The organism is Halalkalibacter okhensis, assembly GCF_000787375.1.
Classification (GTDB): Bacteria; Bacillota; Bacilli; order Bacillales; family Bacillaceae_D; genus Halalkalibacter; species Halalkalibacter okhensis.
The window spans coordinates 63,604-79,393 of sequence record NZ_JRJU01000013.1; the positions used below are offsets into that span (position 1 = coordinate 63,604).

A 15,790-nucleotide genomic window follows, 5' to 3' on the forward strand; every position below is an offset into this window, starting at 1 on the left:
ACCATGTATAAAAATGTGAATTCTTCTCTCTTTTAATTCTGCGTCGGAATACTTTTTTTTATCATAAATTTATATAAATAATTAGATTGTAACGATAAATCTAATTAAAAACCTTTGAGTTTTATTTTCGTCTGCCTTTTCTCATGTACGAAAAAAACAATCATTATATCTCTTTAGGTATTTGGTAAAAGGATCGTAAAGGTTGTGCCCACTCCGTATGTACTTTTGACTTGAATTTCTCCACCATGCAGTTCAATCAATTGTTTCGTAATGGCTAATCCTAACCCACTGCCGCCATGTTTCGTTGAACGAGATTGATCTACTCGATAAAATCGTTCCCATACATAATCTAGATCTTTAGCAGGAATACCTTCTCCATTATCTTGTACGGTAATTGAAATTTTCGTTTTTTCATGATTCATTTGCAACTTAATTTGTCCTTTTTCCGCTGTATGTCGGATTGCATTTTCTAATAAATTTAAAATAACTTGTTCCATACGGCCTGGATCTATGAAGGCTTTGATTTCATCTGATGTAGAAGAAAAATCAACACTTATATTTTTTTTAGTTGCCTCAACCTTCACTTTTTGAATCACTTTATATCCTATTTCAACTAAATTGCAGTCCTCCTTCTCAATGGTAAATTGTCCTTCATCTAGTTTCACCAACTGAAAGATATCATTAACTAAGCGATCCATCCGAACGGCTTCTTGATAAATCACTCTCGAATGGTCGCTAATATCATCCCCTAGATCACTTTTATCCTTCAGGATCGATGCATAAGCCTTAATATAGGTTAAAGGCGTACGAAGATCATGAGAAACATTTGAGAGAAATTGCTGCCTTGTATCCCGATATTTCATTAATTGCTTGGCCATTAATGAAATATCTTTCATTAAATCGGCTATTTCATCATTACCTTTCGCATTCAACTGAACATCAAAATTACCTTTTGCAATTTTTTTTGTTGTATTACGGATTTTCACTAAAGGAGTTGTCCACCGTTTCGATAAATATAGGATGATCATACCTGATAAGAATAGTGAAAAGACCGTCATACTTATTGAGATGAATAATAACTGGGCTTTGGCTTGCTCAAACTCTCCCGTATCTTGGTCAATAAACAAATATCCTACAACAACGTTGTGTTGCTCTAAAGGAACAGCTGCCCAAACATGTGGAATATGATGAGCGACGGTTTCAACATATTCTGTTTTACTTTCTCGTCCAAGTTGACTAACCCAATCACGATAAAAAATCATTTTTTCGGAATCTATTGGATACGAATGGTCAATCACACCAAAATTACCGTCGAATACAATAAATGAACTTTCTCTTCCTCTTCTTTCCATTAAGACGACATGGTGAAGTGTATGATTGGTAAAATCTTCTTCAATCACTTCCTTATGGGCTTGTAGTCGATATTCAATATCTTGTTGGAGCTGGTTTTTATAAAAGGTCTTTGACACGTGATAAAAAGCTGCACTCATTGAAACAATCCCGATGAAGGACGAAACAAATACAAGGATCATTAATTTGGTCGTAAGCTTCATTGAACATACCCTGGTTGGGATAGCTTATATCCGACTCCCCAAACCGTTTCAACGATACGCTTTTCTAAGCCGGCATTTTTCAATTTTTCCCTAATATTTTTAATATGGGTATCAATATTTCGATCATACCTGTCTAACTGACCATCCCATTCCAATTCTAAAAGCTGATCTCTTGTAAATACTTGACCAGGGTGTGAAAATAGACGTAAAAAAATTTGATATTCTTTCCTAGTAAGCCCAACCGTTTGATTACCTATTGTGAAAACTTTTTCATGTTCATGTAATGTAATTCCATACAACTCGGTTACTCTTTCCTTTGGGTTTGCTTTTTCAAATCTTCTTAACACTGATTGAACCCGTGCTTTTAGCTCAGATGGTTCAAAGGGCTTTGTAATATAATCATCTGCACCTAAATTTAATCCCTTAACCACATCATCTGTTTCCCCTAACGCCGTTAAAAGAATGACAGGTATTGCTGAATCCTCCTGTTCTAATCTTCGTAAGACATCGTAGCCATTCATAATAGGCATCATCACATCTAAAAGCAACAAATCATAGTTCCTTTGATTTATTAAGTTAATAGCCTCTTCACCAGAAGATGCCACTTCAATCTGATAGTTTTCAGCATTTAAACAGACAGCAATGAGCTTTTGCATCTGAATTTCATCATCTACAATTAAAAGATTTTTCATTTTTTACCTCTCTTTAAAAAAATGAAGAGGAAGGCGATTTTACATAATCGTTCCTTCCCATTCACATTTATTAATGATGTGCATGATCACTTCCATCCAAAGAGACAATCTCTAATTTTTCATCAAGAACTCCTTGTGTTTGAAATGGAATAAGATCCAATGATCCGATTAAATACCCGTGATTATACGGACCTTCTGTTGGATCCGTTTCAAAAGCTGGTTTTAGCTTAGCTAAATACTTATACAATGACTCTGTTAATTCCCCTGCCTCTAGCCAAACCATTGGTGCATGTTTTCCTAGATGAGCAAATGGTGCTGCCGCGATAGCAAGCTCTGGAATTTCAGTCGATACAAATACTAACCCATGCCCAGGACTCGTAATACCCCAGCCAAAGTTATTATCATCTTTAAATGTAGAAAAAGCAATAGATTGGTCAATGGAGGTATGTCCAGATATGCGTTGAACTGTTCCGTATTCCCCCAGTTGACTTGCTACTTTTTCAGATATCATTTCCTCTGGACCGACAATGTAAATTACGGCCTCGCCTTCACGCTTTTCTAACGCTTTTATGGTTTCTTGTGGTATCGTTTCTTTCTCTACATATAATAGAGATTCATTCATATGGGCTATCCAGTTCCCTACTGGTATAGTATACTCTTTAGCCTTCTCTTCAGATGAACCGATAATGACAGCTTGATGTACATGTCCGATTGTTTCAAAAAAGACTTCTTCTATTTTTTCAGCAAAGTCTGCTGGATTTTCACCAACAATTTGTTCTACTTTAAATTGATCCAGTTTATTTAACTCTTTTTCATCATATTGACCAATAATTAATACTTGAGTTCCCTGATCATTTCCTTTTGGTTGGAGACGATTTATTTCCATTACCACTTCATCCGTTATTTCCTCATCAACATATAGTAGTGGTCCATCATTCGGATGGTGAACTAATGTTAAAGCAGCTAATGACTGTTGCCAATTATTAACTGGGGCTAAGATCACTGTTCCCGGTTGATTTTGTTCATGAGTTGCTGGCCAAACAGTTTGCGCTACATGGATTGATGTCCTTATAGGATCTGCTTCACTTATTCTTGTTACATTTTTGGTATTTTCTATCACTAGTCCATTTAATGACTGTTCATTAAATGGATGAGGCGCTCCTTTAGCTTCATTCTCTACTTGTTCGCGTGAACTGGTAGTACTTTCCCTGTCGTCATTTCCATGTTCATGATGAGCGTTATCTGATTCTTGCGCATTCTTATGATGGGCTTCTTCTACTTCTTGATGATTGCGGTGATCGCTTATTTCATCATTTGTACACCCTGTTAAAATAATAATTAGCCCTAATAAATTGGCAAGGATTATAGTTCTTCCATTTTTCAATTTGCCAAACCCCTTTCTTACTACTAAATTTCTCACGCTTTTATGATACCTGTTATTTATGTAGAAAGAATGAAGATTTAACTATTCGTGAAACGTCCAAAAGATTTTTATAGCATTTTAAAGTTCATTAAAACTTTACCTTAACTTTAATTTAAAGTCCTTATGCAATCTTCCTTACCTTAACTACTTGATTTCAGAACATAGCAATACTATATTAATGTCATTAAATCTCACACATTTTTTTCGTTTTCCCCTCACTAATTTAGGCATAATTAAAGACAATCTGCACCGTTTCCTGTAGGATAAATGTATAATTGTAGCTTTGGTTTATATTAGCTGAATTTGTTCCGTGTGAATATGCTCTTTAGATTTTGTAATATACCAATTGTAAACATACTTTAGTCAACAGGAGTGATTCCCTTGCATTTAACTAGTTATACAGATTATGCATTACGTACTCTTTTGTATTTAAGTACAAGAGACACAATAGAGTTAGCAAAAATTAAAGATATAGCAACGATTTACAATATTTCCAATAATCATATGAGTAAAGTCGTTTATGAATTAGGGCAACTAGGACTGATTAAAACCATTCGGGGGAAGAATGGGGGCATTAAATTGGCATTAGATCCAAAAGATATTAATATTGGGGCAGTTGTTCGAAAAACAGAGAATCTTCATATTGTTGAATGTTTCGATCGAAAAAACAACACATGTATCATTAGTTCTGCTTGCAAATTAAAGTTTGCATTAAATGAGGCTCTCCAAGCTTATCTAAGTGTTCTTGATCAATATACCCTAGCAGATATCATTACGAACAAAAATGATTTACTAGAAATATTTACTTTTCATGAACAGAATGCTTAATGTACCATATACAATAAAAAAGGCTGAAATAAAGCTGAACTATTGGAGAATAGTCAAGCTTTATTTCAGCCGTTTCATCCGGTTAACGATTAAATTCAACCTCTTTTTTGCTCTCTTTAACTTTGAAAAAATCCCCTCCCTTGTTATTGCCACTATGTAACTTAGTTGCTTTTTGTAATTTAGGGACGTGCTTAGAACAATGGATAAATGCCTCTTCTACTTCTATCACAATCCATCTCTCTGCTTTTCCCCCCTCTTTTAATCGGATATCATCTCTCATTTTCTTTGTTAATTGAAGCGTATCTAATTCTTTATTCTCATATATAAAAGCCTTCCCATTTACATGTAATCCGTTACGACTATGGAAGAAATCAATAAACATTAAACCAATATGAGGGTTTTCCATCATATTTCCCATGCTAGCCATGACACCGTTGCCTCGATATTCTGGGTACATGACCATATTTTCATTAATTACTCTGACAAAACCCGTGTCTCCAGCCCGAAAGGACGAATCACATTTTCCGTTGCTGTCAGAAGTTGAAACAAACATCATCTCTTGTGCTTCAATAAATTCTTGCATCGTTTCGTTTAAATAAGATAACATTTGATTCTTATAAAAGGCCTTTGCTCGCTTTTCTGTTTTGTATTTCTCTTGCAAAAACTCTTCTCCCGATCCTTTAAACAACTTGTTCAACCCCTTTTCACTACTGAAATAGGTGAAACGTTCTTGTGTTATTTTACCTGAACATTCACACAAATGACTCGATATTGTCAGATTATATAACATGTATTTTAAATCCATCAAAAAGAAACTGCAAAACCTTATCAAGGTTTCCAGCTTCTTTATATCATTTTTTAAACTGACTTTTTATAGAGCCGTTTATTTAATTTTTTGTATAGTTCGTCACCTGTATCGCAAGCAAATACTTTTCCATCAACTAATGAAAAGGGACAGCTCTTACACGTTTTACACTTTCCAAGGCATCCTTTTCTCTTAATTGTTACATCAGGATACTGTCCTTTTAGAGCCTTGTACGTTTTTTTTGTTTTGAATTCATTCTCTTTACAGAAATAAACTTTCCGCATCGCACTTTCTCCTATCAACAATTGATAATTATAATCATTTTCAATTATATATATATCATACCATGCGGATATAAAGATGTATAGTCGTAACAATCTGATAATTAAAAACAAAAAATGACTCCTTTTCTCCGGAGTCTCTAACTAATATGGTTTTTCATATATTGTCGATATTTTTCATATAGTTTTTTTCTGTTTTTTTGTGCTTTATACTCCATAAGTTGAAGTTTATATCCTGCCTTGTTGTATAACAAATGCCCTGTCTCTTTCCCAACCAACTCAGAGCGTTTTCCCATCCTGTATTTATAGTTTATGATTTTTAACCAGTCATTTGAACGTTTTCCAAAATGATATTTCGATTGTGGCTTTTTAACAACAATCCCTTCAAGGTCGTATTCTTTTACAACATCAAAATACGTCTCGGAGTTCCCCTCTACCCATTGAGATGTCACCATTGTTATTGTATCTGTAGGAATAACTGTGTTTAAAAGTGTTTTTCGTTTAATAAGTGGCAGCTGAGTTATTTGTCTGCCTTTATAGAATAACAGATCAAAAGCCACAAATTGAATGGGAATCGCTGTATTTACCGACTTGAATCGTTCCATTAAACGAGGAAAATCTGGCTTGTTTTCTTTGTTAACTGAAATGAGCTCTCCATCTAAGACAATCCCTTTTGGCAAAGAAATGAATGAAATTTCTGGAAAAAAGGACGTAACATCGAGACTATGTCTAGTAAATAATTTCGGTGTTCCCGTTATATTACTATAAATTAACCTAACCCCATCTAATTTTAATTCCGTTATGACATTTGCATAATCTGCCGGCGGAGAAGCCGCCTCTTGTAACAACATTGGAGAAATAAACATCTGCACCACCTCCCATTTTATCTTACACCGACTATTTGATCTTTTCATTAGTGAGCAATTGGAAGTGAGTAAAAATATAAGAATAATTGCTGAAAGTTCAAGTTAACCTAATATTATCTTTCAAAATAGCAGGAGTGAAATGAATGAAATTCGTTGATGAGTTATTTGAATTATATAAAAATCATTTAACTGGAGATGAAGAAGATGCGCTAATTATAATCAATGGAATATTGCATGATTTCAATGATAGGGACATTAAGCATTTGGTTGATACTATGCCTGATCAAGAACGTTTTGAAATGCTAGCATTGTATCTATATGAAAAATTCCGAATCAAAGTTGCCGAAGAAGGGATTGGTCAAACGGGGAATGCTGATGACCAAGATGAGGTGAAATTTTATCATTGAGATGGAGTATAGTTAAATGCGCCTTATAATAGGCGGCACTAAAATGAAGATTTTCAGCAAGACCACTGAATAAGGTGAAAGTCTTGAGGCCACTGAAAAAGTCCTTTTAGAAGATTCGAGGAAGCAGCAATGGCTCCACACGTTGCGCGCCTGCTACGAGAAACCCACTCATAGCAAGCTTAAGACAAAGCAACGGATCCGCTCATTGCTTAAAGGCCACATCAAAGGTGAAAGTCGCACCTTTGATGTGGCCTCTTTTAATGGACGCATTTTCCACTCTTCATTCACTGAGAAACTTGCTTCATACCTGCTTTTATTCTTGCTTTTTTCGGTGTATAGGTTAGAACCCCTAGACCAACAAATAACAATCCAACACCAAGCCAGGACAAAAACGGTAAATATTCTCCAACTAGAAATACTCCAAGCATGGCAGCGGTTAATGGCTCAGCTAGCGAAAGAGTGACCGCAGAAGAAGCTGTAATGCCAGTGAGTCCGCGGACAAAAAGAAGATAAGCGATTGCTGTGGCAATCAATCCAAGGTGGAGAGCGATACCAATTCCGTTTCCTTGCATCAACCATGTCAAATCGTAAATAAATAAAATCGGTGTTAACAGACACGCACTTAAAGTAAACACTACAGCAACAACCACTTCAGATGAGTGTCTTTGTAGTAACTGCTTACTAACAAGAGTATACGTTGCAAAAGATAGCCCTGCCCCAAGTGCCAAGATGATTCCAAAAGGACTTATGTTCACATCTCCCTGATTCGTATTTGAAAAAAGGAGTAAACTGCCCGTAATCGCTATCACCGTTGCCACCCACCATTTCTTTGTAGGTAACCTCTTTCTGAACAGCCACTCTAAAATCCCTGCTAAAATCGGGGCGCTTCCAATGGCTACCACTGTCCCTATTGCGACTCCTGTTGTGGACACTGCCTGGAAAAAAAGAGGTTGATAAGCCGCCATACTCAGTGCAGCTACAAGTGTGACTCTTATTGGCCAATTTTTCAAAGTTAGTTTGCCTTGAACGAGGACAAATAGCAAAAGTGCAAGCCCTCCCACGGCAAGTCGAACAGCTCCAATGACGACAGGATTTGCATTTTCAGGTGCAAATGTTTGTGCTGTACCCGTTGTCCCCCATAGCATAGCTGCTAATAAAACCATTAATATGGATACATTGTTCAATCTGTTCCCCCCTAAGAAGTACTTTTTTTTATTGTACTTCTTTTGAAACAGATTGCATTGCCTTTTCTTTTGTCTTATTTATCATTTTTAAAGGTTTTCCGGTACATTTGTGGAGAAATCCCTATATTGCGATTAAATGACCGGGTGAAGGAAGATGCATAGTCAAAACCAACCTCTTTGCTTATGTCTGTGATTTGTAGCGTGGTCTCTACTAACAATCTCTTTGCTTCCTCTAACCGCACCTGTTGAATATAGGCTTTTGGACTTATCCCCGTTAATTTTTTAAACCAATTTGTATAATAGGAAGGATGGTAATGTTCTAGCTTTGATAATTCTTCAATCGTTAATCTTTTCGCGAAGTGATCATGTATATATTGGATGGACTTCTCTGTTTTTTTATTCAACTTTTCACTGATATATCGACCTAAATAAGTTAACGAAGTGGAAGAAGTCGTGACATTTTGTAGCTCATCTAGCAGCAAGGAACGAATCGCTTTCCACTGGTCATTTAACTGCATATATTGTCCAAAAGGCGGGTTTTCTTTATCTATTAATAAATGATTGGGTAAATCAACAATTAAGAACTCGTTCGTGTTAACTGCACGAAATGTATGCAAGCACCGTGGTGGGAGATAAAAGCAGAATTCATCTTCCAACTGAAATACGTGTTCATGAACTTTTATTTGCATTCCTCCTTGAAGAGGAAATAACAATTGTCCATACGTATGATCATGTGTATTAAATTGCTTCGAGTACGTTCTTTTTTCACAAATCACTCGTTCAAGCTGCACCATTGATTCCCCCTACTCCACATTATGTATTTACGAGTGCCGGCCTAATCATAATTGCTTCCATTATACTCTGCTTTTCTTTTAATCTAAAGCTTTAGATTATTCCCTACTCCTTTTTATTCCAGCTTTCTTCTCTTCAATTACACCTATTTTCTCCATGCCTTTAAAGCCTATTTCATTCACCGAAGCCTCTTCTTTTACGTATGATACTTTCGAATAAACAAAGGTGGTGAAAAAGTGAAAAATAGATTAAACGTTTCAGTTATCGTTCTTGGGGTCGTTTCTCTTTTATTTCTTTTCTCCCTTACCTTTTTTAGTCAATCAAACACTTCTGAACCAGTTACCGCTTCTACATTTGACCAACAAGAAGAAGAATCTTACGCAAATGAGGATCAATCATCAAATGAAAGGAACAGGAACAGCGAAGAAAGCGAAAACAACGTTACAAATAAAATCGATAACTCCATCAATTCAAATAATGGAGACGTTGAAAATACGGTAGAAAATCACGTGGATTCCTCTAACTCCAATGTAGAAAATCAGGTTACAAATGAGATCAATGCTAAGGAGTCCTCTATTTCTAACACAATTGAAAATCAGGTCGATTCTGAAAATGCGGATGTTACGAATACCGTTGACAATGCCATTTTTAGCGACAGCAATGACGTTGCAAATAGCATTGGGAATGATATTAATGTCACCGTTGATGTGAACGTAACCAACCAGATAAATAACTCCATCACAGCTGGAAGTGAGAATGGAGAAGGATCTAAAAACGGTGAGGAGAATGGCAACAACGAAAATGGAAATGATGAAGATACGGACAATGGCGCAAACGGTGAAAACGGCAATGGGGAAGATACCCCCGAAACCGTATGGGGAGTTGACTCAGCAAGTATTACAACGGAGAATATGCTTGCGTGTGTTCGAAATAACTTTGGTGATCCGGAGATTTGGGGCCGTTATTTAGGTACGAACGAAGGTGCTTCTTATGGTTTGACTGCTGAAGAGGTTGATTTGCTTCACTCTGAAAATATCCAAATCCTTGTTATTTATAACCACTTTAACGACGGTACAGGGTATGAACACGGGCAAGACCATGCTAATGCAGCGCTTGAAATGGCACGAGACTTCGGGATTCCTGAAGGGGTCGCATTATTTGCCAATGTGGAACCAATTTATCCGATTGATTCAGCGTTTATTCAAGGTTGGCATGATATTGTTTCAGATTCTGAATACAGTTCTGGTATTTATGGAATATTTGACCCAAGTGAGGAGCTATATACAGCCTTTGAAGCAGCTGCAGATGCGGACCCGAGCATTTTAGAGGAGATGTATGTATGGACGGCCGCTCCAAATGAAGGCATCACAAACGAAGAGAACGCTCCAGCATACAATCCAAGTTACCCAGACGGGGCGGTAATCGGTGGATGGCAGTATGGCCTTGATGCTGAAGCATGTAACATTGATACAAACATTTTTGATGGAAATGTTCTTGACGTACTTTGGTAATGTGGTGACTATAAGTGATGATCCTAGGATTCTCACTTATAGTTTTTTTATTTAAAATGATTATAATTTAATATTTATTTTTGTATAATAAATGCTATTATTGTATTATAACTACAACGAACGAAGGTGAATGTCATGTCTACTCCTCAGAAAACCGTTTGTCCACATTGCCAATCCGTAATGAAACAGCTTAAACATAGCATTTTATGTGGATGCGGGATTAAGTTTAAAACGTTTAAATCCATCTAAGCTTTTTTATTTTATTCTCCATCTAAAGTCGTAGATAACTTCAGCATCAAGCACGACGACGAACTCTTCTTTTCGATATATCCTTATATTTATAAGGAATATATGTTAAGGAGGAATGGAGATGACCTTTCATTTTCTACTATTTACTATAACCGTTTCAAAAAGAACATATACAGAAGAACAATTGCAGCAAATGATTCATGACGATGAAATTCAGGCTCAGTTAGACCAATACAAAACTAAGTACTGGACTTAGACTATGCTACCCTTTTATGCCATAAGAGAGTGGGGTTTCCCCTCTCATGGCTGGGTAGTTCAACTTTTGATACCACTGCTGTCTTTCTTAAACATCAGAGGGATTTAATTGTTTTAAATAAGCTGTATCACTTTCCATTGTTTCAAGCCACAACGTAACTAATTCAACACCATTGATTAATTCGATTCCAAGACCATCTGCATACATAACGGCCTTCTTTGTAAAACCGGATGTCGTAATGACATATCCGCCAACAGCTCCCCACTTCTCTATATTAGAATGGACGAGCGCAATTGCTTCAAAGCTTACATCTTTTTCCGTACATTTTACCTGGCCTAAATATAGCCCATCTTCTCTCCTATTTTCAAAATCCACGCCGTAATCCCCACTCGCCTTGCTAACAAACATATCGCCCCCGTACTTAGCTTCAATAATATCAGCGACAAAATGTTCAAAAGAGATAGGATCTTCCTTTAAGAAATTCTCACTATATGTTGTTGTACTTGTGGGCTCTTCTTTTTTAAATCGCATATACAACCCCATTGCAAGTGTCTTCCGCAACTCTAAATCATGCTCAATTTGATCAAGTAAGAGTTCTGTAAAATCGTTGTGCTTGCTCTTAAGACGAATCCAATTTACAACTGCAATGAGCGTGATCAAAATGGCTACAATTACTATAATCATTTGTACGTTTATTTGTATATTCATCAATAGCACCTCCACTTAGTAAGTTTATACCAAACATGACAAAGGCAAACGGTCTTTTATCTTCTTTACATTGACGAAAATAATGCTGGTATTTTCCGTAAAATAAAGTATATTTTATATAGCTCTATTAAATGGAAGCTTACTGGAGGGATATAAATGTGTGGTTTCATAGGTGAATGCAGAAAAAAGGATGTACCCGCAATTGATTCACATACATGGTTTAATTCGATTGAGGCAATTCATCATCGTGGTCCTGATTCAACTGGGCACTTTGCCGATGAATATATTCAATTAGGGTTCAAAAGATTAAGTATTATTGATCTTGAGCATGGGACTCAACCGATGTCTTTGCAAAATAGATACCACATTGTTTTTAATGGGGAAATCTACAATTATATCGAACTTAGAAATACCCTTCTCGCTGAAGGATTTGTGTTTCAAACGGATTCAGATACAGAAGTTTTGTTAGCTATGTATGCTTCACACGGAATGGAATGTGTAAAAGAACTCCGTGGAATGTTTGCTTTTGCCATTTGGGACAAAATCGAACAAACGCTTTTTGCTGCAAGAGATCCATTTGGAATCAAACCTTTTTATTATACCGAAACGGAGGATCGTCTCTTTTTTGCGTCGGAGCAAAAAAGCATCCATTCCTACATTTCAACAAATGAACTATCAAAAGAGGCACTGCAACATTATTTAACGTATCAATATGTTCCTGAACCACTGTGTTTATCTAATAAAATTTCAAAGCTTCTTCCAGGACATTACTTACTCACATCACCTGGACAAAAAGCTACAATAGAATGTTATTACAAAAAAACGTTCAACCCCGTCAAGAAAGATATGAATCACTATACTAAAAAAACAAGAGAGGTTTTATTAGATTCTGTCGAAAAGCATATGAGAAGCGATGTTCCTGTTGGTGCCTTTTTGTCATCTGGTATTGATTCTACAAGCATCGTTGCACTAGCTAAACAGCACAATCCTAACTTAAAAACATTTACTGTTGGATTTGACCGTCATGGGTTTAGCGAAATTGATATTGCTAAAGAGACAGCCGAGACATTACAAGTAGAAAACATCCACAAGATTATTACACCGGAAGAATTTATGAAAGAGCTTCCTAATATTATTTGGCATATGGACGATCCAGTTGCAGATCCCGCTGCTGTTCCTCTATATTTTGTTGCTAAAGAAGCGAGCAAACATGTAAAGGTTGTCCTTTCTGGCGAGGGGGCAGACGAATTATTCGGTGGTTATAATATTTACCGTGAGCCCTTGGCATTAAATTGGTTCAATTATATGCCTGGATCTATGAAGGCCGTTTTGCATAAAGTTGCATTAGGATTACCTGAAGGGATGAAAGGAAAAAGCTATTTACTACGAGGAACGACTCCATTGTCTGAGCGCTATATTGGAAATGCAAACATTTTAAGTGAACTTGAAAAGCAGCATTTACTAACCGCGTATGATGCTTCGAATCCGTTTATTAAAATGACGAGAAATCTATACGACGAAGCGTCGTTATTTGATGATTCCTCAAAAATGCAATACATCGATCTTCATACGTGGCTTCCTGGTGATATCCTTGTTAAAGCAGATCGTATGACAATGGCTCATTCTATTGAGCTTCGAGTTCCTTTCTTAGATAGGGAGGTCTTTTCGATTGCAAGCGAAATTCCTACTTATGCCAAGATTTCTCATGGAACAACGAAATATGTATTAAGAGAAGCCATGAAAGAGTTTATTCCTGAGTCCATCTTACACAGAAGGAAACTTGGATTCCCAGTGCCAATTCGTCATTGGTTAAAGGACGAGCTTTATGATTGGGCGCGAGATCTTCTTCTTACTAGCCCGACCGAGTACTTATTTAAGAGAGAAGAAACCATAAAGTTATTAGACGAGCATGTTCAAGGCAAAAAGGATAATAGTAGAAAAATTTGGGTCATTTTGTGCTTCATGGTATGGCATTCGCTATATATTGAAAGAAATGAATGGAATCATAGTTTACTGAATGAACGTAAGATACCTGTTTTTACGTAAAGAATAGAGGGGCAGTTCACTTTTGCCCCCCCCCTCTATTTGCCTCCTTTTTTACGTTTCCTTTCCAATTAATCGTTCAATCTCTTCTAGAATTTCCTTTTGAATTTCTTCTACTTTTGCGAAATCCATCGCTTCGATATAGTAATCTTCTAATTCATCACGGAGCGCTTTCGCCTCTTTTAGATAAGAGATGCCTTCTTTCATTTTATCTTTGTATGGTTTGGTTGTTTTCTCGATTTCTGTTGCAAATTTCTCATCTGTGTCCGGAGCAATACATCTTGTATACATATCAATGATTTCATCTGAATCTCGGTCTGGGAAGTATTCGTGAGGTGCCGTGCTATCAAAGATGGCAAAATCAAGCTCTCTTACAATAACCATATCTAAACTGTTTGGATCAAAACCGCAATGATATACTTCAACATCAAATCCTCTTTCTTCACCTGCAGCTGCTATTTTCTTTAGCATGGTTGACTTTCCAGATCCAGCTCTTCCTTTTATGAAGTAGCGCTTACTAATATCTTCAGTTAAGTTTTGAATGAAGTCCACTGCTCCATTTGGAGTGGCGGCTCCTAAAAAACGATGTTTTATTTTCGCTTGTTTTGTGTCTGAATTTTCTCCGTAAAAACGCGAGATTAACTCATCCGTAAGTTTATTCGCTTCGTTGAAATCCATATTAGAAATATAAATGTCTTCAATATCATCATGGGCCTTTAATGCCTCTGCAAACGTATCGTAAGCAGTTTGAAAGGTTGCAGAGATTTTTTCGTTTAAGATAAGTATTTCGTTTTTATGCTGTTGCAATTTATTTGAGTCCCATGCCACTCCTAGATTCACATATTCCTCGATAACACCAGGTGCTTTCGGTTCAATTACATGAGGAGCAGTCCCGTCGACAATTCCAATCCTATATTCAGGAATAATCACTCCATCAATCGATTCGTTATCTGAGGAGCAATGCAACAATTCAATATTTAGACCTTTATTGATTATTTTCTCGCCGACTGCCTTCATTAATGAGGATTTTCCTGTCCCAGGTCCTCCTTTTAAAATAAAAAGACGCTCTAAACCTTCTAACGCGGAGTCATATAAGCTGTGAAATCCCTTTGCTGTGTTGCCTCCTGCATAAAAGTTTTGAACCTTCCCTTTCATCCAATCACCCTTTCCTCTTTTACCACAACATATGTAAGTATTCTTACAAGGGTGAATGCCTAATCGTTGTAGATTCGTATTTAATCTTACATACCATCTCGATTGGTGAAAAAATGAATGTTCGATATAAACCACAATAGCTTACGTTTCTTTGCTCTTCTCTTTTCGGGTGTCGTGAATAAAAACGAAAAAGCACTAAAAGGTAAAAACCTTGTCAGTGCTTTTTCCAAACCGGAACCGTTTATTTAGCCTGCAATCTGAGCTTTACTATTTGTTCTTATGAACTCTAACGAGGCTTTATTGAAATGTTCGTGTGCTTCTACGTTGCAAACGTGTCCACTTTCTTCTATGACAAGTAACTGTCCTGTGAATGTTTGATTCATTTCTTTTTGTACTTTCGGTAGAAACATGTAATCATTTTCTCCCATGATACATAATGTTGGAATTTTCAAATCAGTATTTTGGATTTCTTGATGATTTGTATCCACATCTCTTGTCACTCGAAACCATTTAATAAACTCCATTTGGTTCATTCTTTTTGCTTCTCTTCCAAATAACTGCCTTGATTCCTTGTGTTCTTTTCTTGGCATCATAATCCAAGCAAATAAATGATATAACCACATATAAGGGATTTGTTTTTTCACTAAATTACCTGCCGTAATTAACAGCCTAGAACGAAGATTAAATCCTATAATCAACCCTCCGAGGATCATGGACTTTACCTTTTCTGGAAAGGAATAGGCTATATTTCTGATAACAATGCTTCCTAACGAAATCCCTAAAAAATGAGCTTTTTTTATATTTAAGTAATTCATTACTTCTACAACGTCCTTACTAGACTGCGCAAAAGTATAACGTTCATCCTCTGTTTTAGGTGACTTTCCATGTCCCCTTAGTTCCACTAAGAGCAAATTGAAATGCTTCCTTAAGTCTTTAATTTGTTTATACCAAATCGTTGAGCTCCCACCTAATCCATGTATCATGACAATCCATTCGTGTTTAGGTGATATCTCATAAGTTTTGTAATATAACATGAA

The 15,790-nt window shown here is 36.4% G+C and carries 16 protein-coding genes; 5 read left to right on the forward strand and 11 right to left on the reverse strand.

Features of this window, described 5'->3' with window-relative positions:
* Nucleotides 1-173 precede the first annotated feature (173 nt).
* From LQ50_RS11160 to LQ50_RS11170, 3 genes are all read right to left on the reverse strand, one after another.
* Nucleotides 174-1,553: a sensor histidine kinase gene (locus LQ50_RS11160; protein ID WP_034629142.1), complete on the reverse strand. Its 1,380-nt coding sequence runs from the start codon at nt 1,551-1,553 to the stop codon at nt 174-176.
* Entirely contained in the window at nt 1,550-2,245 is a 696-nt protein-coding gene (locus LQ50_RS11165; RefSeq protein ID WP_034629143.1) for a response regulator transcription factor, read from the reverse strand. The genes LQ50_RS11160 and LQ50_RS11165 overlap by 4 nt, the downstream gene beginning before the upstream one ends.
* Before the next feature lie 70 nt (nt 2,246-2,315).
* Complete coding sequence (locus LQ50_RS11170; RefSeq protein WP_034629145.1) at nt 2,316-3,629, reverse strand: hypothetical protein; 1,314 nt, start codon at nt 3,627-3,629, stop codon at nt 2,316-2,318.
* 420 nt (nt 3,630-4,049) lie between these two features.
* Here LQ50_RS11170 and LQ50_RS11175 point away from each other — a divergent pair, with 420 nt between their 5' ends.
* On the forward strand, nt 4,050-4,496 hold the full coding sequence (locus LQ50_RS11175; RefSeq protein WP_034629147.1) for an Rrf2 family transcriptional regulator: 447 nt from the start codon (nt 4,050-4,052) through the stop codon (nt 4,494-4,496).
* 82 nt (nt 4,497-4,578) lie between these two features.
* On the opposite strand, the gene LQ50_RS11180 is transcribed toward LQ50_RS11175, so the two are convergent.
* From LQ50_RS11180 to LQ50_RS11190, 3 genes are all read right to left on the reverse strand, one after another.
* Complete coding sequence (locus LQ50_RS11180) at nt 4,579-5,184, reverse strand: pyridoxamine 5'-phosphate oxidase family protein (RefSeq protein WP_034629149.1); 606 nt, start codon at nt 5,182-5,184, stop codon at nt 4,579-4,581.
* Nucleotides 5,185-5,354: 170 nt separating this feature from the next.
* Nucleotides 5,355-5,585, reverse strand: coding sequence for a DUF1450 domain-containing protein (locus tag LQ50_RS11185; protein WP_034629152.1), 231 nt, complete (start codon nt 5,583-5,585; stop codon nt 5,355-5,357).
* 137 nt (nt 5,586-5,722) lie between these two features.
* The gene (locus LQ50_RS11190) at nt 5,723-6,448 is read right to left on the reverse strand and encodes an ATP-dependent DNA ligase (RefSeq protein ID WP_070808135.1); all 726 of its coding nucleotides are present in this window, start codon (nt 6,446-6,448) and stop codon (nt 5,723-5,725) included.
* Nucleotides 6,449-6,591: 143 nt separating this feature from the next.
* Between LQ50_RS11190 and LQ50_RS11195 the strand changes: the two genes are divergently transcribed.
* Nucleotides 6,592-6,855 carry a DUF6154 family protein gene (locus tag LQ50_RS11195; RefSeq protein ID WP_034629155.1) on the forward strand — a complete coding sequence of 88 codons (264 nt, stop codon included), beginning with the start codon at nt 6,592-6,594 and terminating at the stop codon, nt 6,853-6,855.
* Nucleotides 6,856-7,139: 284 nt separating this feature from the next.
* Here LQ50_RS11195 and LQ50_RS11200 read toward each other — a convergent pair whose 3' ends face one another.
* Together LQ50_RS11200 and LQ50_RS11205 are read right to left on the reverse strand one after the other, a co-directional pair.
* On the reverse strand, nt 7,140-8,018 hold the full coding sequence (locus tag LQ50_RS11200) for an EamA family transporter (protein ID WP_034629267.1): 879 nt from the start codon (nt 8,016-8,018) through the stop codon (nt 7,140-7,142).
* Nucleotides 8,019-8,113: 95 nt separating this feature from the next.
* Nucleotides 8,114-8,833, reverse strand: a complete 720-nt coding sequence (locus tag LQ50_RS11205; protein ID WP_034629156.1) for an AraC family transcriptional regulator — start codon at nt 8,831-8,833, stop codon at nt 8,114-8,116.
* Between the two features lie 234 nt (nt 8,834-9,067).
* Here LQ50_RS11205 and LQ50_RS11210 point away from each other — a divergent pair, with 234 nt between their 5' ends.
* Together LQ50_RS11210 and LQ50_RS24930 are read left to right on the forward strand one after the other, a co-directional pair.
* On the forward strand, nt 9,068-10,342 hold the full coding sequence (locus tag LQ50_RS11210) for a glycoside hydrolase domain-containing protein (protein ID WP_237563695.1): 1,275 nt from the start codon (nt 9,068-9,070) through the stop codon (nt 10,340-10,342).
* Nucleotides 10,343-10,712: 370 nt separating this feature from the next.
* Entirely contained in the window at nt 10,713-10,847 is a 135-nt protein-coding gene (locus tag LQ50_RS24930; protein WP_161784680.1) for a YrzI family small protein, read from the forward strand.
* 87 nt (nt 10,848-10,934) lie between these two features.
* Here the strand turns inward: LQ50_RS24930 and LQ50_RS11215 are convergent, their stop codons facing one another.
* Nucleotides 10,935-11,555 (reverse strand): restriction endonuclease, encoded by a 621-nt coding sequence (locus tag LQ50_RS11215; RefSeq protein ID WP_237563696.1) that lies wholly within the window; start codon nt 11,553-11,555, stop codon nt 10,935-10,937.
* Between the two features lie 156 nt (nt 11,556-11,711).
* Here LQ50_RS11215 and asnB point away from each other — a divergent pair, with 156 nt between their 5' ends.
* Nucleotides 11,712-13,601 (forward strand): asparagine synthase (glutamine-hydrolyzing), encoded by a 1,890-nt coding sequence (asnB, locus tag LQ50_RS11220; RefSeq protein ID WP_034629158.1) that lies wholly within the window; start codon nt 11,712-11,714, stop codon nt 13,599-13,601.
* Between the two features lie 51 nt (nt 13,602-13,652).
* Here the strand turns inward: asnB and LQ50_RS11225 are convergent, their stop codons facing one another.
* Both LQ50_RS11225 and LQ50_RS11230 read right to left on the reverse strand, forming a co-directional pair.
* The gene (locus tag LQ50_RS11225; RefSeq protein ID WP_034629159.1) at nt 13,653-14,753 is read right to left on the reverse strand and encodes a PRK06851 family protein; all 1,101 of its coding nucleotides are present in this window, start codon (nt 14,751-14,753) and stop codon (nt 13,653-13,655) included.
* Nucleotides 14,754-14,998: 245 nt separating this feature from the next.
* Complete coding sequence (locus LQ50_RS11230) at nt 14,999-15,787, reverse strand: alpha/beta fold hydrolase (protein WP_034629161.1); 789 nt, start codon at nt 15,785-15,787, stop codon at nt 14,999-15,001.
* Between the last annotated feature and the right edge of the window lie 3 nt (nt 15,788-15,790).